Origin of the sequence: Stenotrophomonas veracruzanensis, from assembly GCF_032911525.1 — a bacterium.
Lineage (GTDB): Bacteria > Pseudomonadota > Gammaproteobacteria > Xanthomonadales > Xanthomonadaceae > Stenotrophomonas > Stenotrophomonas africana.
Genome location: NZ_JAWJTI010000006.1, coordinates 121,057 through 142,309, shown reverse-complemented (window position 1 = coordinate 142,309; position 21,253 = coordinate 121,057). Strand labels below are relative to the sequence as shown.

General features: G+C 67.1%; 23 protein-coding genes. 11 read left to right on the top strand and 12 right to left on the bottom strand.

Going from position 1 to position 21,253, the window contains the following annotated elements:
* Window positions 1–44: 44 nt before the first annotated feature.
* The 10 genes from R1H25_RS07305 (at window position 45) to R1H25_RS07260 (ending at window position 9,937) form a co-directional block, all read left to right on the top strand.
* Window positions 45–629 carry a hypothetical protein gene (locus tag R1H25_RS07305; RefSeq protein ID WP_317223185.1) on the top strand — a complete coding sequence of 195 codons (585 nt, stop codon included), beginning with the start codon at window positions 45–47 and terminating at the stop codon, window positions 627–629.
* Between the two features lie 8 nt (window positions 630–637).
* The gene (locus tag R1H25_RS07300) at window positions 638–1,192 is read left to right on the top strand and encodes a cob(I)yrinic acid a,c-diamide adenosyltransferase (protein ID WP_043398096.1); all 555 of its coding nucleotides are present in this window, start codon (window positions 638–640) and stop codon (window positions 1,190–1,192) included.
* 9 nt (window positions 1,193–1,201) lie between these two features.
* Window positions 1,202–2,140 (top strand): histone deacetylase family protein, encoded by a 939-nt coding sequence (locus tag R1H25_RS07295; protein ID WP_049446378.1) that lies wholly within the window; start codon window positions 1,202–1,204, stop codon window positions 2,138–2,140.
* An 89-nt stretch (window positions 2,141–2,229) separates the two neighbouring features.
* A complete protein-coding gene (gene lptD / locus R1H25_RS07290) occupies window positions 2,230–4,731 on the top strand; it encodes an LPS-assembly protein LptD (protein ID WP_088479747.1) in 2,502 nt (833 codons plus the stop codon).
* Window positions 4,728–6,071, top strand: coding sequence for a peptidylprolyl isomerase (locus R1H25_RS07285; protein WP_088479740.1), 1,344 nt, complete (start codon window positions 4,728–4,730; stop codon window positions 6,069–6,071). The genes lptD and R1H25_RS07285 overlap by 4 nt, the downstream gene beginning before the upstream one ends.
* A gap of 3 nt (window positions 6,072–6,074) precedes the next feature.
* Window positions 6,075–7,055: a 4-hydroxythreonine-4-phosphate dehydrogenase PdxA gene (pdxA, locus tag R1H25_RS07280; RefSeq protein ID WP_317223184.1), complete on the top strand. Its 981-nt coding sequence runs from the start codon at window positions 6,075–6,077 to the stop codon at window positions 7,053–7,055.
* Window positions 7,052–7,855, top strand: a complete 804-nt coding sequence (gene rsmA, locus R1H25_RS07275) for a 16S rRNA (adenine(1518)-N(6)/adenine(1519)-N(6))-dimethyltransferase RsmA (protein WP_049446386.1) — start codon at window positions 7,052–7,054, stop codon at window positions 7,853–7,855. Before pdxA ends, rsmA begins: the two co-directional genes overlap by 4 nt.
* Before the next feature lie 13 nt (window positions 7,856–7,868).
* Entirely contained in the window at window positions 7,869–8,252 is a 384-nt protein-coding gene (apaG, locus tag R1H25_RS07270; RefSeq protein ID WP_049446387.1) for a Co2+/Mg2+ efflux protein ApaG, read from the top strand.
* A gap of 15 nt (window positions 8,253–8,267) precedes the next feature.
* Complete coding sequence (locus R1H25_RS07265; protein WP_317223183.1) at window positions 8,268–9,293, top strand: symmetrical bis(5'-nucleosyl)-tetraphosphatase; 1,026 nt, start codon at window positions 8,268–8,270, stop codon at window positions 9,291–9,293.
* A complete protein-coding gene (locus tag R1H25_RS07260) occupies window positions 9,290–9,937 on the top strand; it encodes a DUF1287 domain-containing protein (RefSeq protein WP_317223182.1) in 648 nt (215 codons plus the stop codon). The genes R1H25_RS07265 and R1H25_RS07260 overlap by 4 nt, the downstream gene beginning before the upstream one ends.
* Window positions 9,938–10,025: 88 nt before the next feature.
* Here the strand turns inward: R1H25_RS07260 and R1H25_RS07255 are convergent, their stop codons facing one another.
* The 10 genes from R1H25_RS07255 to R1H25_RS07210 all read right to left on the bottom strand — a co-directional run bounded on the left by R1H25_RS07255 (window position 10,026) and on the right by R1H25_RS07210 (window position 17,924).
* The gene (locus R1H25_RS07255; protein WP_317223181.1) at window positions 10,026–10,517 is read right to left on the bottom strand and encodes a dihydrofolate reductase; all 492 of its coding nucleotides are present in this window, start codon (window positions 10,515–10,517) and stop codon (window positions 10,026–10,028) included.
* Window positions 10,518–10,530: 13 nt separating this feature from the next.
* The gene (locus R1H25_RS07250; RefSeq protein ID WP_229302265.1) at window positions 10,531–11,094 is read right to left on the bottom strand and encodes a hypothetical protein; all 564 of its coding nucleotides are present in this window, start codon (window positions 11,092–11,094) and stop codon (window positions 10,531–10,533) included.
* Entirely contained in the window at window positions 11,091–11,885 is a 795-nt protein-coding gene (locus R1H25_RS07245; protein ID WP_317223180.1) for a thymidylate synthase, read from the bottom strand. Before R1H25_RS07245 ends, R1H25_RS07250 begins: the two co-directional genes overlap by 4 nt.
* Window positions 11,882–12,769 carry a prolipoprotein diacylglyceryl transferase gene (gene lgt, locus R1H25_RS07240; RefSeq protein ID WP_317223179.1) on the bottom strand — a complete coding sequence of 296 codons (888 nt, stop codon included), beginning with the start codon at window positions 12,767–12,769 and terminating at the stop codon, window positions 11,882–11,884. The genes R1H25_RS07245 and lgt overlap by 4 nt, the downstream gene beginning before the upstream one ends.
* Window positions 12,770–12,820: 51 nt before the next feature.
* The gene (locus R1H25_RS07235) at window positions 12,821–13,315 is read right to left on the bottom strand and encodes a TPM domain-containing protein (protein WP_049446399.1); all 495 of its coding nucleotides are present in this window, start codon (window positions 13,313–13,315) and stop codon (window positions 12,821–12,823) included.
* A complete protein-coding gene (locus tag R1H25_RS07230; protein WP_317223178.1) occupies window positions 13,315–14,202 on the bottom strand; it encodes a TPM domain-containing protein in 888 nt (295 codons plus the stop codon). The genes R1H25_RS07235 and R1H25_RS07230 overlap by 1 nt, the downstream gene beginning before the upstream one ends.
* A 3-nt stretch (window positions 14,203–14,205) precedes the next feature.
* Window positions 14,206–14,826 carry a LemA family protein gene (locus R1H25_RS07225; RefSeq protein WP_317223177.1) on the bottom strand — a complete coding sequence of 207 codons (621 nt, stop codon included), beginning with the start codon at window positions 14,824–14,826 and terminating at the stop codon, window positions 14,206–14,208.
* Window positions 14,827–15,363: 537 nt separating this feature from the next.
* Window positions 15,364–16,524, bottom strand: coding sequence for an MFS transporter (locus R1H25_RS07220; RefSeq protein ID WP_317223176.1), 1,161 nt, complete (start codon window positions 16,522–16,524; stop codon window positions 15,364–15,366).
* Between the two features lie 222 nt (window positions 16,525–16,746).
* Entirely contained in the window at window positions 16,747–17,496 is a 750-nt protein-coding gene (locus R1H25_RS07215; RefSeq protein WP_005408127.1) for a TerC family protein, read from the bottom strand.
* Between the two features lie 32 nt (window positions 17,497–17,528).
* Window positions 17,529–17,924: a diacylglycerol kinase gene (locus tag R1H25_RS07210; RefSeq protein WP_049447178.1), complete on the bottom strand. Its 396-nt coding sequence runs from the start codon at window positions 17,922–17,924 to the stop codon at window positions 17,529–17,531.
* 214 nt (window positions 17,925–18,138) lie between these two features.
* Between R1H25_RS07210 and R1H25_RS07205 the strand changes: the two genes are divergently transcribed.
* On the top strand, window positions 18,139–18,840 hold the full coding sequence (locus tag R1H25_RS07205; RefSeq protein WP_317223175.1) for an SGNH/GDSL hydrolase family protein: 702 nt from the start codon (window positions 18,139–18,141) through the stop codon (window positions 18,838–18,840).
* Window positions 18,841–19,048: 208 nt separating this feature from the next.
* Here the strand turns inward: R1H25_RS07205 and R1H25_RS07200 are convergent, their stop codons facing one another.
* The gene (locus R1H25_RS07200; RefSeq protein ID WP_057501062.1) at window positions 19,049–20,320 is read right to left on the bottom strand and encodes a HAMP domain-containing sensor histidine kinase; all 1,272 of its coding nucleotides are present in this window, start codon (window positions 20,318–20,320) and stop codon (window positions 19,049–19,051) included.
* Between the two features lie 156 nt (window positions 20,321–20,476).
* Window positions 20,477–21,190, bottom strand: coding sequence for a response regulator transcription factor (locus R1H25_RS07195; protein WP_002811889.1), 714 nt, complete (start codon window positions 21,188–21,190; stop codon window positions 20,477–20,479).
* Between the last annotated feature and the right edge of the window lie 63 nt (window positions 21,191–21,253).

Here is a 21,253-nt window from a genome sequence, read left to right as displayed (position 1 = left end):
GCGGCGGGCTAGAATGAAACCTGAATCCGCTCCGGGCCCCCACCATGTCCGACACCGCCAACCGCGCCTTCGTCCTGTCCGTGCTCGTACTGCTGCTGGCGGCGACCCGGGTCAATCACTTCGCGGCGATCCCCGATGCCTCCTGGGCCGTGTTCTTCATCGGTGGCTTCTACCTGGCCCGCTGGACGCGCTGGGCGTTCCCGCTGCTGATGGTGTTCGCGGTGCTGGTGGACTGGATCGTGATCCGCAGCAGCGGCCTGGATTTCTGGCAGCACTACTGCATCTCCCCGGGCTATTGGCTGCTGCTGCCGGCCTATTTCTCGCTGTGGGCCGGCGGCATGCTGCTGGGCCGCAATTACCAGAGCGCGCGCTGGCCGGTACTGGCCAAGGGCGCGCTGCTGCTGGTCGCCTCGGTGGCGGTCTGCCACCTGCTGGCACAGGGCGGCTTCTACTGGACCAGCCGCAACGTGGCCAAGCCGACCCTGGCGGGCTGGGCACAGAACTACGCGCAGTGGTTCGGGCCCTACCTGCGCACCACGGCGATCTACGTGGCACTGGCCGCCGCCCTGCAGCTGGCCGTGGAGCAGGTGTTGAAGCTCCAGCAGGCCCGCCGCGACATCCGCCACTGAGTCGCGCCATGGGTCATCGCCTCTCGCGCATCTACACCCGCACCGGCGACGACGGCAGTACCGGCCTTGGCGACGGCCAGCGCGTGGCCAAGGATGACGCCCGCGTGGCGTCCTTCGGCACCGTCGACGAGGCCAATGCCGCACTCGGCCTGCTGCTGGCCGCGCCCCTGCCCGAGGATGTGCGCGCGCTGGTGGTGCATCTGCAGCACCAGCTGTTCGACCTGGGCGCCGAACTGTGCATCCCCGGCCACGCCGCGATCCATGCCGCCGACGTCTCGGCACTGGAACAGCAGCTGGACCATTACAACGCCGACCTGCCGATGCTGAAGGAATTCATCCTGCCGGCCGGTGGCGAGGCCGCCGCGCGCTGCCACCTGGCCCGCACCATCGTCCGCCGCGCCGAGCGCGAAACGGTCACCCTGGCCCGCCACGAAGCCGTGCGCAGCGAGGCGCTGCAGTACCTGAACCGGCTGTCGGACCTGTTGTTCGTACTGGCCCGGGTACTGGCCCGCGCCGATGGCCAGGGCGAAGCGCTGTGGCAACCACAGCAGCGCCAGCGCTGAGTCGGCACGATGCTGGTCTATACCCACCCGTCCTGCCTGTTGCATGACCCCGGTCCCGGCCATCCCGAGTGCCCGCAACGTCTGCAGTACGTACTCGATGCGCTGCATGCAGCCTTCCCTGGGCAGCTCGAATGGCGCGAGGCGCCGCCAGCCAAGTTCGGCGAACTGACCCGGGTCCACGACAGCGCCCTGCTCGACTTCGTGCTGCAGCCGCAGACCGCGCCGCTGCGCCAGCTGGACATGGACACCTGGACCTCGCCGGGTTCGGCCAGCGCCGCCGTGCACGCCGCCGGTGCCGGTGTGGCCGCAGTCGATGCGGTGATGCTGGGCGAGGACCCTCTGGCCTTCTGTGCGGTGCGCCCGCCGGGCCACCATGCAACCAGCAGCACGGCGATGGGCTTCTGCCTGTTGAACAACATCGCCATCGCCGCCGCCTATGCCCGCGACCGCCATGGCCTGGAGCGGATCGCGGTGGTCGATTTCGACGTGCACCACGGCAACGGCACCCAGGACATCTTCCAGCACGATGCCCGGGTCTCGTACTACAGCACCCACCAGGCCGGGCTGTTTCCCAATTCCGGCCTGCGCCGCGACCGCGGTGCCGGCAACCTGATGAACATCCTGTTGCCGCCGGGCAGCGGCGGGTTCCGCTTCCGCAACGTCTGGGCCGACGAGATGCTGCCGGCCATCGACGACTTCCGTCCGCAGCTGCTGCTGATCTCGGCCGGCTTCGACGCCCACCTGCGTGATCCGCAGGCGGACCTGATGCTGGAGACCGACGATTTCGCCTGGATCACCCGTGAACTGCACGCGCTGGCGCGTCGTCACGCGGCCGGCCGGGTCGTGTCGATGCTGGAAGGTGGCTACGACCTGCAGGCCCTTGCAGAGTGCAGCGTAGCCCACGTCCAGGCCCTGATGTCACCGGCGTCCAGCGCCGCCGCCGGATGAACCCGAACCGGCAGGCTCCGGCGTCCTTCATTGCCCCTATGCAAGGGATGGGGCAAGCTACCGTCCGTTTTCGCCCGAATCCGAACCGCGTGCGCCGAGCCCTCCGCCTGCTTCCCCTGCCTCTGAGCATCGCCATCAGCCTGCCGGCGATGGCCGATGAAAAGCCGCTCAACTGGGGCCTGTGCCCGGCCACCGACGTCATTCCCGCGTTCACTGACGCCCCCACCCCGGTCCCGGCCCAGGACAAGGCTGCCGCCGCGGCCGCCCGCGAGAACCAGCCGACCGACATCGAAGGCGACCAGCTGCTGGGCACCACCACCGTGCCGCAGTACGAGGGCAACGTGGCGCTGCGCCGGGGTGACCAGTTCGTCGGTACCGACAAGCTCAGCTTCGACACCGAGACCGGCAACTACATCGCCGACGGCAATGTCCGCTACCAGGACGGGTCGATCCGGATGGTCGCCAAGCGTGCCGAAGGCAACCAGGAAAGCGACACCCACAAGATCTCCGACATCAAGTACCAGCTGGTGTCGCGCCGGGGCAACGGTGATGCCGAGTCGGTCGACCTGCAGGGCGCGGTCGGCCAGATGCACCGCTCCACCTACACCACCTGCGACCCCTCGCAGCCGGTGTGGAAGCTGTCGGCGCCGCAGATCGAAGTGGACAACGACGAAGGCTTCGGCACGGCCCGCAACGCCGTGCTTCGCATCGGCAAGGTGCCGGTGCTGTGGGCGCCGTACTTCAAGTTCCCGATCGATGACCGCCGCAAGACCGGCCTGCTGTTCCCGCAGCTGGGCATGTCCGGGCGCAACGGCTTCGACTACGCGCAGCCGATCTACTTCAATCTGGCGCCGAACTACGACGATACGCTGACCCCGCGCTACATGAGCCGGCGCGGCCTGCTGCTCGACAACGAGTTCCGCTACCTCTACAACGGCGGCCGCGGCGAGGTGCTGACCTCGTTCATGCCCAACGACCGCCTGCGTGACCGTGACCGCGGCCGGGTGATGTTCACCGGCTACCACAACGTGGACAGCCACTGGCAGGCCCGCGCCAACCTGGCCTGGGTCAGCGACGAGCGCTATGTCGAGGATTTCGCCAACCGCCTGGTCGGGGTCACCGCCTCCAACCTGCAGAGCACGGTGGGCCTGTATGGCACCGGCCAGAACTGGACGGCAGGCATCATGGCCGACCGCTGGCAGCTGACCGACTACACCCTCGACGAGCGCGCCCTGCCCTACAACCGCCAGCCGCGCCTGTACTTCAACTGGGACAAGCCGGTCCGTTCATGGCTGGAAACCGGCATCTACGCCGAAGCCGTGCGCTTCACCCACGATGACATCAACTTCAAGAACGCCGTCGGCACCGGCGAGGATCTGCAGTACACGCGAACGGGCCAGCAGCTCACCTCCGGCGTTGGTGTCAGCGGTGGTTCGCGACTGGACGTGAAGCCCTATGTGTCGTTCCCGATCAGCGGCGCAGCCTGGTATGTGACCCCGACCCTGGCCTACCGTTACACTGCCTACCAGCTTGATCGCGGCCTGGTCGACGGCGTCAACGGCATCCAGGCCCAGATCCTGCGCTCGCAGGGCATCGACCCGACCACGGCCACGCCCGAGCAGCTGCGCGGCAATACCTCGCCCAGCCGCAGCCTGCCGATCGGCAGCATAGACGCCGGCCTGTTCTTCGACCGCGAGACCCGTATCGGCGGCAAGTCGTTCCTGCAGACCCTGGAACCACGCCTGTTCTACCTGCGCACGCCGTACCGCAACCAGGACGAGCTGCCGATCTTCGACACCCGTGACTTCACCTTCAGCTGGGGCCAGCTGTTCCGCGATTCGCGCTATACCGGCGCCGACCGCCAGAACGACGCCAACCAGCTGACCCTGGCGGTGAGCACCCGGTTCATCGACCAGACCACCGGCAAGGAACGTTTCTCGGCCTCGATCGGCCAGATCCAGTACTTCGATGAGTCGCGGGTGACCGTCACCCCCGGCGGCGCGCCGGTGGAAAAGGGCAAGTCGGCCTGGATCGCCGACGGCAACTACATGATCAACGACCGCTGGACCCTGGGCGCCACCTACCAGTGGGACCCGAAGTACAAGCGCGAGGATCTGGCCAGCGTCCGTGCCCGCTACCTGATGCCCAACGACGGCGTGGTCAACCTGAGCTACCGCTACCGCATCAATGCCGGCGCCCTGCCCGGCGCCAACAAGCATGACCGGACCCTGCTGGAGCAGGCCGACCTGTCGTTCCTGTACCCGCTGAACGCGCGTTGGAGCCTGGTCGGCCGCTATTACTACTCGCTGCAGGACAAGGAGCCGCTGGAAATCATCGGCGGCGTGCAGTGGGACAGCTGCTGCCTGGCCGTGCGTGTGGTCGGCCGACGCTATGTGCGCAATCGCGAAGGCGAGATGAACAACTCCATCCAGGTGGAGTTCGTCCTGAAGGGCCTGAGCTCCATCGGCCAGGACACGGACCGCACGCTGCGCCGTGCTATCCTCGGCTATAACCGCGACGACCTCTATCTGGTGCCGCCCAGCAACACCGGGGCGACCCGGGATGACTACGATCCGAATCTGATCCCATGACCAAGCGCTTCCCCGTTCTACTCGCCTCGCTGCTGGCGGTGTCCAGCGTGTCTGCCCCCCTGCAGGTGCTTGCCCAGGAGGCGCAGCCGCTTGACCGCATCGCCGCCGTCGTCGATGAGGACGTGATCCTGCAGAGCGAGCTCCAGCGTGCGATCGCCAACATCAAGGCGCAGTACGTCGGCCGTGAAAACCAGCTGCCGCCGGAAGACGTGCTCAGCCGCCAGGTGCTCGAGCGCCTGGTGCTGGTTAAGCTGCAGGTGGCCCGGGCCCAGGGCAGCGGCATCCGTATCGGCGACCAGGAGCTGAACCAGGCGATGAATGCCATCGCCCAGCAGAACGGTTCGACTCTGGACGCCCTGCGCCAGCGCCTGGCCCATGACGGCATCGACTTCAATGATTTCCGCGCTTCGGTGCGAGACGAGATCACCGTGCAGCGCCTGCGCCAGAGCTTCGCGCAGAGCCGCATCAGCGTCAGCGAGGGCGAAGTCGATGCTGCGCTGAAGCAGCAGGCTACCGTCGGCAACCAGTATCACCTGGCGCACATCCTGATTGCCCTGCCCGACGGCGCCAATGCCGACCAGATCTCCACCGGCCAGAAGAAGGCCGACGGCGTGAAGGCCCTGCTGGACAAGGGCGAGCTGGACTTCAACGCGGCCGCCGTTCGCTATTCGGACAGCCCCAATGCGCTGGAAGGCGGCGATCTGGGCTGGCGCAGCCTGGATGAAATTCCGCAGGCGTTCGCGCAGATGATGGAAAAGATGAAGCCCGGCGAAGTGGTCGGTCCGATCCGTGGCCCCAGCGGCTTCCAGCTGCTGAAGCTGGTGGACGTGCGCGATGCCAGTGCCGCTGCCGGCGCCAGCACCGTGACCGAGTACCACGGCCGCCACATCCTGGTGCGCGTGGACGATCACCAGACCGACGCGGCCGCCAAGGCCAAGATCGATACCCTGCGTGCCCGCATTGCCGGTGGCGCGGACTTCGAGACCGTGGCCAAGGAGTCCTCCGAAGACAACAACAGCAAGGGCCAGGGCGGCGATCTGGGCTGGTTCCCGGCCGACGCGTTCGGCCCGGCGTTCGGCCAGCAGGTCTCCGGCATCCAGGATGGCGGCGTCAGCCAGCCGTTCCGTACCGATGCCGGTTGGCACATCGTGCAGCGCGTAGCCACCCGCCAGACCGACGTGACCAACGACAACCAGCGTGCCCAGGTCCGCGAGACCATCGGGCGCCGCAAGCTGGAAGACGAGTACAACCGCTTCCTGCAGGAACTGCGTGGCGAAGCCTACGTCAGCTTCCGCAGCGGCGACCGCGCGGAAAACACCGCCACCCCGCCGCAGTCCTGACCGATGCGCCCCGAGCTCGCTCTGGTACCGGGCGAGCCCGCCGGGATCGGCCCGGAGCTGTGCATCCGCCTTGTCCAGCAGCCGCGTGAAGATTGCCGGCTGCTGGCCTTCGCCGATCCGGACACCCTGCGCGCGGCCGCTGCCGCGCTGAACCTGCCTCTGCAACTGCTGCCCGAGGACGCCGAAGCACGCGTCCCCGGTGATCTGCGTCTGCGCGTTGTGGCCAATACCGCGCCCAGCCACTTCGGCCAGGCCAACCCGGCCAATGCCGGTGCCGTCATCGGTGCCCTGCTCGGTGCCGGCCAGGCCTGCCTGTCCGGCGAACTGCACGGCGTGGTCACCGGCCCGGTGCACAAGGCGGTCATCAACCAAGGCGGCATCGCCTACAGCGGCACCACCGAACTGCTGGCCGACCAGGCCGGGGTAAAGGTGGTGATGATGCTGGCCAACCCCATCGTGCGCGTGGCCCTGGCCACCACCCACCTGCCATTGCGCGAGGTGGCCGATGCAATCACTGCGCCCGGCCTGGAACACACCCTGCGCACCGTGCACGCCGCGCTGCGCCGCGAGTTCGGTCTGCCCGCGCCACGCATCGCCGTGCTCGGCCTGAACCCGCATGCCGGTGAAGACGGCCATCTGGGCCGCGAGGAACTGGACCTGGTCATCCCGCTGCTGCAGCGCCTGCGCGCGGAGGGCATGGACCTGATCGGGCCGCTGCCAGCCGATACCGCCTTCCTGCCGGCCAAGCTGACCGGCTTCGACACCGTGCTGGCGATGTACCACGACCAGGGCCTGCCGGTGCTGAAGTATTCGGGCTTCGAGCAGGCGGTGAACCTGACCCTGGGCCTGCCCTACCCGCGCGTGGCGGTGGACCATGGCACCGCGCTGGACCTCGCCGGCCGCGGCATTGCCGATCCTTCCAGCCTGCAGGCGGCAACGACGCTGTGTGCGCAGCTTGCGCGGCAACGTACACTGAGCGCATGAATTCCCCGCATTCCCCCTCCGGCCCGGTGTTCACCGCCCCGGCCAAGAAACAGCTTGGCCAGCATTTCCTGGCCGACCGCCACTACATCGACAAGATCGTGATGGCGGTCAACCCGAAAGACGGTGACCGCCTGGTCGAGATCGGTCCCGGCCAGGGCGCGATCACCCTGCCGCTGCTGCGCGTGCATCCGAAACTGACGGTGATCGAGTTCGACCGCGACCTGATCGCGCCGCTGACCGCCGCCGCCGAGCCGCTGGGTGAGCTGACCATCGTCCACCGCGACGTGCTGCGCGTGGACTTCACCGAGCTCGCTGCCGGCCAGCCGATCCGCCTGGTCGGCAACCTGCCCTACAACATCTCCTCGCCGATCCTGTTCCATGCACTGGAACATGCCGCGGTCATCCGCGACATGCACTTCATGCTGCAGAAGGAAGTGGTTGACCGCATGGCCGCCGGTCCCGGCAGCAAGGTATTCGGCCGTCTCAGCGTGATGCTGCAGGCGTACTGCGAGGTGACCTCGCTGTTCGTGGTGCCGCCGGGCGCGTTCCGGCCGCCGCCGAAGGTCGATTCGGCGGTGGTGCGGCTGGTCCCGCGCGACCCGGCCACGATCAACATCAACGACCACAAGCGTTTCGCCGAGGTGGTCAAGGCCGCCTTCGGGCAACGCCGCAAGACCCTGCGCAACGCCCTGAACAACGTGGTGTCCGCCGAACAGTTCGTTGCCGCCGGCGTGCGTCCCGATGCCCGCGCCGAACAGCTGGACGTGGCCGAATTCATCGCTTTGGCCAATGCCTCCTGATTACACTGCCGGTATGGAAGACGCTGACGTTTACGCCATCTCCGTCGAAGTCGCACCGCGCTTCCTCGACGATCAATCCGCGCCGGAAGACGGGCGCTACGCGTTCGCCTACACGATCCGCATCCACAACCAGGGGCGTGTTGCCGCGCGCCTGGTCGCACGCCACTGGCGCATCACCGATGCCAACGGTCGCGTCGAGCATGTCGATGGCGACGGGGTGATCGGCGAGCAGCCACGCCTGCGTCCCGGTGAAGACTTCCATTACACGTCCGGTGTCATGCTGGGGACCGATCACGGGACCATGCAGGGCCACTACGACATGGTCGCCGACGACGGCACCGAATTTGCCGCGCCGGTCGCACCTTTCGTGCTGGCCGTCCCGCGTACCCTGCACTGACACGGAGGCCGAACGATGAGTGTGTGGGCGATCGGCGACCTGCAGGGCTGCTATGACGTCACCCAGCGACTGCTGGAGAAGATCCGTTTCGACCCGGCCCAGGACACCCTGTGGTTCTGCGGCGACCTGGTCAACCGCGGTGGCCAGTCACTGGAAACGCTGCGGCTGGTGCATTCGCTGCGCGAGCACAGCGTGGTGGTGCTGGGCAACCATGACCTTTCGCTGCTGGCCGTCGGTGCGCGCACCGAAGAGGAACAGCGCAAGGTCAACCCGGACCTGCTGCGCATCGTGCAGGCCGAGGACCGCGACGAGCTGCTGGACTGGCTGCGCCTGCAGAAGCTGGTGCACGTGGACCGCGAACTGGGCTGGATGATGGTGCACGCCGGCTTGGCGCCGAAGTGGACCACGCAGATGGCCGAGAAGCATGCGGCCGAAGTCGAGGCACAGTTGCACGGTGCCGGCTACCGCAAGTTGTTCCGCAACATGTACGGCGACAAGCCGAGCTGGGCGCCCAACCTGTCCGGCTACGACCGCTCGCGCGCGATCATCAACGTGCTCACCCGCATGCGCTACTGCACCCCGCGCGGGCGCATCGGCATCGAGGACAAGGGCACGCCGGGCACGCAGGAACAGGGGCTGTACCCGTGGTTTGAAGTGCCGGGCCGGGTCGAGCGTGACCTCAAGGTCGTCTGCGGCCACTGGTCGGCGCTGGGCCTGACCATCACCCAGGGCGTGCACGCCATCGACACCGGTGCGGTGTGGGGCGGCAAGCTGACCGCGATCCAGCTCGATACCGATGAGCTGCGCGTGGTGCAGGTCCCGGGCCGCGATGTGCCGGCACCGGTGCCGCATGCACGACCGCCGGCGCGACCAGCGCACGAGCGTCCCGCCGCTGCGGTGCAGGGCAAGGAACAGGGGGGCGGCAGTGCCCCCGCTGCCAACCCCGGCAACCGTGGCCCGCGTCGTCGTCGCCGTCGAGGTGGCGGTGGCGCCGGTGGTTCCGGCGGTCCCAACAACAACGGCGCAGCGCCGCAGGCATGACGCGGCGCGGCTGGGCACCATGGACGGTGCTGCTGCTGACGCTGGCCTTGGCCGGCGGCTGCCAGCCCACTTCGGCCCCGACTCCCACCGGCGGCAGGAATGCAGACCACACGCCATCGCAACCGCAGGCGCCTTCGCCGCCACTGGTGGCTGCAGCGCGCGCGCAGATCGGCGTCACCACCCGCTACGACCCTGCCTATCAGGTGCTGGCCTATCCCGGCGGAGATGTCCCGGTTGATCGCGGCGTGTGCACCGACGTGGTGGTGCGCGCCCTGCGCAGCCAGGGCCTGGACCTGCAGGCGCGCGTGCACGAAGACATGCGCGGCAACTTCAGCGCCTATCCCACGATCTGGGGCCTGTCACGACCGGATCGCAACATCGATCATCGTCGCGTACCGAACCTGATGCGCTGGTTCGAGCGGCAGGGCTGGCAGCAACCGATCACGGCCCTCGCCGCCGACTACGCGGCCGGCGACATCGTCGCGTGGAAGCTCAACGGCAACGGCCTGCTGCACGTGGGCATCGTCTCCGACCGGCGCCTGGCCAATGGCACACCGCTGGTGCTGCACAACATCGCGCGCGGCACGCGCGAAGAGAACCTGCTGTTCCAGCACACCATCATCGGGCATTACCGGAGGCCGTAGGCAATCCTGTAGAGCCGAGCCATGCTCGGCTACGGGATGTGTCCGGCAACAGCAGCCGAGCATGGCTCGGCTCTACAGGAAACGATCTTCAGCGGCGCACGTAGTGCACGAAGCGGAACGCGTAGGCGTGTCGTTCGTCGGCCGGGTGCGGCTCGCTGCTCACTTCCCGCCAGTCCTGCACGTCCACTTCGGGGAAATGGGTATCGGCAGGGACTTCGGCATTCACCCAGGTCAGGTACAGGTCACTGGCCTGGTCCAGCAGCTGGTGGAAGATCTCGCCGCCGCCGATGATGCACAGCTCGCTGGCGCCCTCGCCTTCGGCAATCGCCTTCGCCTCGTCCAGCGACGCCACCGCCCGCATGCCCTCGAACGGCACCTGGCCGCTGCGGGTCAGCACCAGGTTGGTCCGACCCGGCAACACGCGGCCGATCGACTCGGCCGTCTTGCGGCCCATCAGGATCGGCTTGCCCAGGGTGAGCGCCTTGAAGTGCTTGAAATCATCCGGCAGGTGCCAGGGCATGGCATTGCCCTGGCCGATGCCACGGTTGCGGTCCAGCGCCACGATCATCGACAGCTTCATTACGACCACCTCCTCAGCTGGCGTCGATCTGCAGGCGTTCGCAGGCAGCGTTGGCGGCACTGGCGGCCTGCAACGCCGCCGCCAGCGCAGGGCTGGACGTGGAGTGCTCATCCAGGCCACCGAGGATCTTCTGCTTCTGCGCCTCTTCGATATCTTTCAGGCCCGGTCCCGACAGGATGTCTGCCGACAACGCAGCCGTGTCGGTGCTGGCACGACGTGCCAGAAATGCCTGCAACTGGTCACTGGAATAGACGGTGGCAAGCTGCTGCTCGAGCGTGCGCTGATAGGCCGGATCTTCGATACCGGCCTTCAGGTGCTCGGTCATCGCCTTGTACATGCCGGTTACCGCCTCACGCATCTGCGCCCGGCAGCCTTCCGGCACATCCTGGGGCATCATCGTGCTGCCGTTGAATGCCCCAGCGAACGCCTGCACTTCCTCGCGCATGTGCTTGTGCACGATCTGCTCATTGACCTGCCGGGCCAACGACAGCGCATCGGCCGGTCCGGCCTGCACCATGGCCAGCGGCAGCATGCCGCACAGCGCCAGCAGGCCGCTGGAAATCAGGCGGGTACTCATACCGCCACCGGCGCCTTGATCGCCGGGTGCGGATCGTAGCCGTCGATGCGGATGTCGTCGAACTGGAAGCCGAACAGGTCGGTCACCTCCGGGTTCAACCACAGCTTGGGCAGCGCGCGCGGTTCACGCGACAGCTGCTCGCGCGCCTGCTCGAAGTGGTTCGAATACAGGTGCGCATCGCCCAGCGTATGCACGAAATCACCCACGCCCAGGCCGGTGGCCTGCGCCACCATGTGGGTCAGCAGCGCGTAACTGGCGATGTTGAACGGCACGCCGAGGAAGATGTCGCCGCTGCGCTGGTACAGCTGGCAGCTGAGCTTGCCGTCCACCACGTAGAACTGGAACAGGTTGTGGCACGGCATCAGCGCCATCTGCGAAAGCTCGCCCACGTTCCAGGCACTGACCACCAGCCGCCGCGAATCGGGATTGCGCTTGATCTCGTCCACCAGCCACTGCATCTGGTCGATCTCGCTGCCATCGGCGGTGGCCCAGCTGCGCCACTGCTTGCCGTAGACCGGGCCGAGGTCGCCTTTCGCGTCGGCCCACTCGTCCCAGATCCGCACCTGGTTGTCCTTCAGGTAACCGATGTTGGTGTCGCCTTTCAGGAACCACAGCAGCTCATGGATGATCGAGCGCAGGTGCAGTTTCTTGGTGGTGACCAGCGGGAAGCCTTCGGCCAGGTTGAAACGCATCTGCCAGCCGAACACGCTGCGGGTGCCGGTGCCGGTGCGATCGCTCTTCTCGGCGCCGTGCTCGAGCACGTGCGAGAGCAGGTCCAGGTAAGCCTTCATGCCTTGCCCTCGGCAGCCACCGGCAGCTGCGGCTGCAGTACCGGCGCACGACGGGACATCACCAGCAGCACCAGGCCGAAGGCGATCAGCGGCAGGCTGAGGATCTGGCCCTTGGTCAGCCAGCCGAAGGCGATGTAGACGCCGTTGTCGGGCATGCGCACGAACTCGAGGCCGAAACGGAAGATGCCGTACATCAGTGCGAACAGGCCCGATACCACATAGCGATGACGCGGCTTGGCCGAGACCCACCACAGCACGGTGAACATCACCAGGCCTTCCAGTGCCGCCTCATATAGCTGCGAAGGGTGGCGCGCGTACTGGTTCAGCGCACCGGTTGCAAATTGCGCCTGCAGGGTCGCGTGGTCGAGCTGGTTCAGCGGAGCCGGCAGGCCGGACGGGAACACCACGCCCCAGGTACCGTCGGTGTACTTGCCCCACAACTCGGCACCGATGAAATTGCCAACCCGACCCAAAGCCAGGCCGATCGGCACCAGTGGGGCGATGAAATCAACAGTGTCGAACAGGTGCAGACGGTTGCGGCGCGACCACCACCAGCACGCAACCACGACGCCCAGCAGGCCGCCGTGGAAGCTCATGCCGCCATCCCATACCTTGAACAGCAGCAGCGGGTTGTGCAGGAAATCACCCAGCGCGTAGAACAGCATGTAGCCGACGCGCCCGCCCAGCACCACGCCGAGCATGGCGTAGAACAGCAGGTCGGAGAAGCCGTTGGCATCGACCCCCGGCAGGCGCCCGTCGGCGATCCGCTTGCGCCCCAGCAGCCAGGCGGCGGTGAAGCCGAGCAGGTACATGATGCCGTACCAATGCACCTTGATCGGCCCCAGCGAGAGGGCGATGGGGTCGATGTCGTGGAAATAGATCATGGAAGGTGCCTTGCGGTTGAACGCCTATTCTCGGGCCAGCGCCGCCCCGGCTCAACCAAGGAGCTGGGGCGAGTTCGGCAACGCGTCATCGTTCGACCGCGTCGAGGCCGGAAAGTGCCCTTCGATCAGGCTGGAGACCTCGTCGATGGCATCCTGCAGCGCCTCCACCGGATGGGAACCACGCAGGCCCTCGCGCAGGTGGGTGCAGACCCGCTGCCACTGTGCGGCGCTGACCCGGCCCTGCAGGCCACGGTCGGCAACGATCTCGATGGCATGGTCAGCCAGCAGCAGGTAGATCAGAACGCCATTGTTGTGGGTGGTATCCCAGGTGCGCAGGCGCGCAAACGCATGCTCGGCGGCTTGGCGCGGGGTGACCTTGTGCCACAGCGCGGCCAGCGGCAGGTCCGCTTCCACCGCGAACATCACCTGCCCGCCGTGGCGCTGCTCACCGGCTGCGATGGCCTCGGTGATCGCCTGCAGTGTGGCCGGCGGGAACGCGCGCCGTACCGACGGCGAAAACACATGACGACACAGTCGTTGGATCATCACCAGCCCCCCGAAGCACCGCCACCACCGGAGCGGCCACCACCGCCACCCCAGCCGCCGCCGCCACCGAATCCACCGCCCCCGCCGAAGCCGCCTCCGCCGCCCCAGCTGCCACCTCCCCAGCCACCACCACCGGCAAAGCGGCCCGGGTGACCGGAGAGCATGGCCACGATCAGCCCTACGACGCCTGCCAGGCCACTGGCCAGCAGCGTGGAGGTGAACAGGAACGCCGCCAGCGCCGCACCGGCACCGCCGAGCAGGCCACGCAGCGGACGCGGCACGCGCGAGAACACGCCGCGCAGGATGCTGCCAGCGAACACACCGATGAACAGCGCCAGGAACCAGGTATCACCGCCACCCTCGGGCTCGCGGCCACGCTGGCTGCTGACCGGCGCAGGCAGTGCTTCGCCGTCGATCAGCTTGACCAGCACGGCCGTGGCATCGGTGATGCCGCCGGCATAGTCGCCGCCGCGGAAGCGCGGCACCAGGTATTCCTGGATGACCCGGTTGGCGATGGCATCGGGGATTGCACCTTCAAGACCGTAGCCCGGCTCGATGCGCACGCGCCGGTCGTCCTTGGCCACCACCAGCAGCACGCCGTCATCCACGCCCTTGCGGCCGATCTGCCATTGGTCGAAGACCCGCGTGGTGTACTGCGCGATGTCCTCCGGCTGGGTAGTGGGCACCACCAGCACCTGCAGCTGGCTGCCCTTGCGCTGCTGCAACTCGATCGCCTGCTGCACCAGCGCCTGCTTCTGCGTGGCATCCAGCGTGCCGGTGGTATCGACCACCGGCGAATCCAGCGCAGGAACCGGCGCCAACTGCTGTGCATGCGAGGCCAGCGGCAGCCACAGCAGCAGGGCCAGCAGCGCAATGGCCAGGCGCATCGATCAGTGCCCCGGCTGCGGTGCCGGCTGCTGCTGCGGCGTGTTGCCGAAATCGACCGCCGGCGCGTTGGAGATCTGCGCTTCGTTTTCCACCGTGAAATTCGGCTTGGTCTTGTAGCCGAAGATCTTGGCGGTGATCACCTGCGGGAACGAGCGGATGAAGGTGTTGTAGTCCTGCACCTGCTGGATGTAACGGCCGCGGGCGACGGTGACCCGGTTCTCGGTACCTTCCAGCTGCGCCTGCAGGTCGCGGAAGTTCTGGTTGGACTTCAGCTCCGGGTAGTTCTCGGTGACCACCAGCAGCCGCGACAGCGCGCTGCCGAGTTCGCCCTGGGCCTGCTGGAACTGCTTGAGCGAGGCTTCGTCGTCGGCATTGACGTTGATCTGGCCGACACGCGAACGAGCGTTGGTGACTTCGGTCAGCACGCGTTCTTCCTGGCTGGCGAAGCCCTTCACGGTCTGCACCAGATTGGGCACCAGGTCGGCGCGGCGCTTGTACTGGTTGATGACCTCCGACCAGCTGGCCTTGACCGCTTCATCCTTCTGCTGGATGGCGTTGTAGCCGCAGCCGGACAGCAGGGAGGCCAGCAGCATCAGGGGCAGGACACGGGTGAACAGGCGCATGGCGGAGGTTCCAGGTGGACTTGGCGCCGAGCATGCCACGGTTCGGGTGAAAGACCGGCCATCGGGCGCCGCCCCCTCCGCGGTGTTGTGTTTGCTGGATATCGGGGTTGGCCGGGAGGGTGGGTTGGCTGGGGGACGCCGTGAATACGTCCCTGTAGGCTCGGTCGCGCCATCCATGGCGCTCACGCCCCCAGCCAACCCACCCTCCCGGCCACGGACAATTTCCTGCGCACCGCGGGAAGATCAAAAGAAAAATCAAAAGCAAAACGCGGTTCTTCAGGCATTCGTGTCGACCAAGGTCGACACCTACCAGAGCGGGACGCCGTTCCGACAGATCGCGGAAAACTGTCGAAGGCGGGGTGGGTCAGTTTGCGGGGGCGTGAGCGCCATGGATGGCGCGACCGAGCCTACACGGACGTACTTGCGGCGTCCCCCGCAAACTGACCCACCCCGCCATCCCACGGATAGCCAGCTTTTGACGTTGACGTTGATTGCAGCGGGTGCCGGGCTGCAAGCCCTGCCGGAAACCCTCTCCCCTCAGCAGGCTTCAGCCACCGCAGTGCGCGGACGCCCCAGCCACGCCAGCAGCAACCCCGCGGCCGCCAACAGGCCACCTGCCACCGGAATCGCGGCGTAACCCAGCCCCGAACTGATCACCGCACCACCCAGCGCGGCACCCACCGCATTGCCCAGGTTGAACGCACCGACGTTGATCGACGACGCCAGGCCCGGCGCCTCGCTGGCCGCCTGCATCACCCGGATCTGCAGCGGCGGCACGATGGCGAAGGTCGCTGCGCCGAACAGCAGCACGCCCAGCGCCGCAGTGGCATGGTGCATGAAGGCCAGTGGCAGCACGAACATGAGTACGGCCAGGACCGCCAGCAGGATGCGCGTGGCGCCATCCAGCGACCAGTCCGCCATGCGCCCGCCGATGCCGTTGCCGAAGGTGAAGCCGATGCCGATCAGGGCCAGCGACATCGCGATGAAGGCGTTGGAGGCGCCGGTCAACTCGGTCAGTACCGGTGCGACGTAGGTATAGAGGGTGAACATCGCACCGGCGCCGAGCACGGTGGTGGCCATCGCCAGCAGCACCTGCGGTTGCAGGATCGCCTTCAGTTCACGGCGCACGTCCGGGCGCGGTCCCGGCGCGGACGCCGGCAGCGCGAAGCCCAGCGCGGTGATCGCGACCAGGCCCAGCACCGCAGTACCGGCGAAGGACAGGCGCCAGCCCAGCTGCTGGCCCACCCAGGTTGCCAGCGGCACGCCACCGATGTTGGCGATGGTCAGGCCCATGAACATGGTGGCCACGGCCGCGGCCTGCTTTTCCTTCGGTACCAGGCTGGCGGCGACCACCGCACCGATGCCGAAGAAGGCACCGTGATTGAGGCTGGTGACCAGACGCGACAGCAACAGCAGGCCGTAGTTCGGGGCCAGTGCCGAGAGCAGGTTGCCGACCACGAAGATCGACATCAGCAACATCAGCGCGGTGCGCTTGCCGAAACGGCCCATCAGCAGGGTCATCACCGGGGCACCCAGCATCACGCCGACGGCATAGGCGGTGATCAGCATGCCGGCGGTGGGAATGCCGACGCCCACGCCGTCGGCGATGACCGGCAGCAGGCCCATCGGGGCAAACTCGGTGGTTCCGATGGCGAAGGCGCCGACGGCAAGCGCCAGCAAGGCGGCTCTGGAATTCATGGGGGGTCCTGGGGGCGGGATTCGGGAGTGCGTAGCCTGCGCGCTTTGCTGTGCCGGATTAAGCCTCGCCCCGGGAAAACACTGTTGATCCAGGTTCACAAGTGGGGCCCGGAAACCCGCTACAAGTGCAAAAAACGCAGCGCCATAGTGAAGCCGAGCCCCCACAACGCAGAACCCCCGGCATGCCGGGGGTTCCGAGGGACACACACGCCAGTGGCGCGGTTACCAGTTACCAGCACCCGGCACGTTGTGCTCGCGGGCGCGACGGCGCATCAGCAGGTTCAGCCACTCGACCAGCACCGAGAAGCCCATCGCGGCGTAGATGTAGGGCTTGGGCACGTGCACGTCCAGGCCGTCCAGGATCAGCACCGCGCCGATCATCAGGATGAAGGCCAGGGCCAGCATCTTCACGGTCGGGTTGGCATCGATGAAGCGGCCCAGCGGGTTGGCGGCCAGCAGCATCACCAGCACCGACAGCAGGATGGCGGCCACCATCACCGGGATGTGGTCGGCGATGCCGACGGCGGTGATCACCGAGTCCAGCGAGAACACGATGTCGATCACCGCGATCTGCGCGATCACGTAGCCGAACACGGCCGAGGCCTTGGTGGTGCTGGGGTCTTCGTCCTCGCCACCGCTGATCAGTTCCTTGATCTCCATGCAGCCCTTGATGATCAGGAACAGGCCGCCGACGATCAGCACCAGGTCACGGATGGAGATGCCCATGCCGGCCACCGTGAACAGGTTGGCCGCCATATGTGCCAGATACGCCAGCGACACCAGCAGGCCAATACGGGTGATGCAGGCCACCGCGATGCCGAGCTTGCGCGCGAACGGGCGGCGCTCTTCGGGCAGTTTGCTGACGGCGATGGAAATGAACACCAGGTTGTCGATGCCGAGCACGATTTCCAGCGCGCTGAGCGTGAACAGGGTCACCCAGGCATTGGGGTCGGCGAGGAACTCAAAGGACATGGAAACTCTTCAGGGCAGTGGGGGAATGGGGATCAGCCGTAATTGCCGGCCATTGCATGCGGGACCACGACCAGCGACCAGCACAGAAGCACGTTCATCATCAGCACGAAGACTGCCGCCGAGCCCATGTCCTTGGCGCGGCCGGCCAGCTCGTGGATCTCGCTGCCGTAACGTTCGATCACCGCCTCGATGGCCGAGTTGGCCAGTTCCATCGCCAGCACCAGCAGCATCGAGCCGATCAGCAGCGCGCGCTCGACCGGGGTCTGGCCCAGCCAGATCGCGACCGGAGTCAGCAGGATCAGCAGGTAGACCTCCAGCCGGAACGAGGACTCATGCAGCCAGGCAGCGCGCAGGCCCTGCCAGGACCAGCGGGCGGCCTGGAAGATGCGGCGCGGGCCGCGGGGCAGATGGCCGAACTGATCAGCCACGGGTGGAACATCCAGCAACAGGGGCGCGGCGCAGCGACCGCTCAGACGCACGGCAGGGAATCATGGGTGCACAGGGATGGGCAGATGGCCGCCATTTTGCCACAAGGCCGCCAGCCGCATCCCTCGCACCGGCCCGGTGAATGGACTGCCAGGGGCAAGCCCCGGCCCGCCCCAGCTTCTATGATGGCGTTCCCCTTCCCTGCTGGAGCGCCTGATGTCCCGTCGCCGTACCTGCCTGCTGATGCTGGGCCTGCTGACCGCCGCCCCCCTGGCCCATGCGCTGGGCCCGGCCAGGCCGCCGCGCGTGCCCGAGCAGGTCTCCAACGTGGCCTGGGCCGGCGACATGGCCCGCTTCGCCAGCGCCGACCAGGCCAGCCCGCCGCCGCGCGGTGGCATCGAGTTCATCGGCAGCTCCTCCATCCGCTTCTGGGAGAGCCTGGCCACCGACTTCCCCGGCCAGCCGGTGTTCAACCGTGGCTTCGGCGGCTCGGAAGTGCGTGACAGCACCTGGTATGCCGGCCAGATCGTGGTGCCGTATGCGCCGTGCAAGGTGTTCTTCTACGCCGGTGACAACGACCTCAACAGCGGCCGCAGCGCCGTGCAGGTGCGCGACGATGTGGTTGCCTTCGTGCAGCGCGTGCATCGCGACCTGCCGAAGACCAAGGTGGAGTACCTGTCGATCAAGCCGAGCCCGTCGCGTGCGCATCTGCTGCCGGCGATCAACGAGGCCAACACGCTGATCAAGGCCGCCCTGGCCAAGCTGCCCAACACGGGTTTCACCGACATCTACACGCCGATGCTGGGCGCGGATGGCCAGCCGGATGCGTCGCTGTTCCGCGAGGACATGCTGCACATGACCCCGGCCGGGTATGCGATCTGGACCAGGGCGCTGGCGCCGAAGGTCAACTGCAACTGAGCAACCCCATCCACGCATGGCGTGGCTTTACTGCGAATCGCGGGAATCTGTCGAAGGCGGGGCGGTGCGGGTTTGCAGGACCGTTGGCGCCATGGACGGGTTTACGGCGTGTCCTGCAAACCCACACCGCCCCGCCATTCCACGGAATGCCCGCTTTTGATGTTGATGTTGCCTCGGCGGGTGCCGGGCGCAGCCCGGCAAAATCCCTCTACCGGAACATCACCGTGGCCTCGGTGCCCTGCCCCGGCTCGCTGGCCAGGCTGACCTTCCAGCCGAAGCGGTCGCACAGCCGGCGCACGATCGACAGGCCCAGGCCGGTGCCCTGCGGGCGGCTCGGCTCGGCGCGGTAGAACGGTTCGAAGGCCCGCGACAGTGCCTCGGCGGACATGCCGATGCCGGTATCGCGCACCACCACCCGATCGTTGTACACATGCACGTCGATGCGCCCTTCGTCGGTGTAGCTGCAGGCGTTGCGCACCAGATTGCTGACCACCACCTGCAGCACCCGCGGCGGCGCATGCAGCTGCACCGGCCCATCGCTGTGCAGATGCACCGACACCGGGCGCGTACCCAGCAACTCGTTGGCGTTGTCCACTTCGTAGCGGACGATGTCGTTGACGTCGAACAGTTCGATCTGCGGCTCGACATCGGCCTCGCGGGCCAGGATCAGGAACGCATCGATCACCGCCTCCATGTCACGGCCGGCGCGCTGGATGCGCTGCAGGCTGCGGCGCAGGCGCGGCTCCAGGCTGTCATCGCCAAGCGCCATGTCGCTGGCAACGCGAATCACGGTCAGCGGCGTGCGCAGTTCGTGGCTGGCGTCGCGGGTGAAATTGCGCTCGCGCGCCACGTGTGCGCTGACCCGGTTGGCCAGCGAATGCAGTGCGGCCGCCAGCTGCCGGGTCTCGCCCTGCATGTCCGCCGGCAGCTTGTTCGGCTCCAGGTCGGCCGCCTCCGGGTGGCCCGGGTCCCAGCGTGAGACGCGCCGCGCCAGCCAGTTCACCGGCGACACCAGGCGCTTGGAGGCCCGATAGGTGACCCAGCTGGCGCCATACACCGCAAGCAGGGTCAGCAGCACCGGTACGATGCCGAACCAGAACGCCAGCATCTCCGCGCGCGAGCGCAGGAACACCAGGTACAGGCGGCCGGCCGGGCGCACATCGACCAGCACCAGCTGGTCGTCCTTGGGCAGCTCGTGGAAGCCGGGCTCAAGATTGCGCAGGTTGGCCGGCAACGACAGGGCCGACTGCCCGCTTTCCAGCAGGTAGCCACGGATGTTCTGGGTGTTGGGCGGCGGCTGCACCGGCGAGGCCTCGTGCAGCGTCCAGAAGTACGCCGCCTCCTCGCGCAGGGCGGCGCCGACCAGGCTGTGCTTGATCACCAGCGAGACCAGCCACGCGCCCAGCAGGATGCCCAGGCTGGCCAGCACTGCCTGCAGGATGAAAGCGATACGGATCTTGCGCGGCAGGCCGTGCGGCATTGCGGTATCCCGGTCAGAGCGCTGCGATTATAGGCAGCGCTCTGCGCCGTAGTCGTGCACGGGGGCTGACCGGCGGCGCTGCCGACCGGTCATCACCTGCCCGGGTGCGTGGCCATTGCCCGGCCACGCCTGTTCCTGCACCTGTAGTGGCCCTGCTCAGGCCATCGGCTGGGCGATGTCGGCAATGCGGTAGCCGGCGCTCTGCACGGTATGCAGCAGCGGACGGTCGAACGGCTTGTCGATGATCTTGCGCAGGTTGTACAGGTGGCTGCGCAGGGTGTCCGAATCCGGCAGGCCGTTGCCCCAGATCTCGCGTTCAATCTCCTGGCGGGTGACCACGCGCGGCGATTCGCGCATCAGGATGGTCAACAGGCGCAGGCCGATCGGCGACAGCTGCAGTTCGGTACCGGCACGGGTGGCACGCATGCTGACCGGATCGAGCACAAGGTCGGCGACCTTCAGCACTTCCGAACCGACCTGACGACGCTCGCGGCGGATCAGCGCGCGCAGGCGGGCTTCCAGCTCCTGGATCGCGAACGGCTTGGTCAGGTAGTCATCGGCGCCGAAACCGAGGCCGGTGAGCTTGTCGTCCAGCGTGTCGCGTGCCGTGAGCATCAGCACCGGGGTGGACTTGCGCGCATCGTTGCGCAGGCGACGGCACACTTCGATGCCATCCAGGCGCGGCAACATCAAGTCGAGCACCACGACGTCATAGCTGTTCTCCGCCGCAAGGCGGTAGCCATCCAGGCCGTCCTGTGCATAGTCGACTTCGAAGCCGCGACCTTCCAGGTATTCCCCGATCATCTCGGAGATGTTGCGGTTGTCTTCGACCACCAGCACCAAGCCGGAGGTCTCCTTCGTCTGACGCATGTGATTCCCTCTAACTTCAGCTTTGTGAAACATGCCGGATCGACGGTGGACGCGATGTGAAGT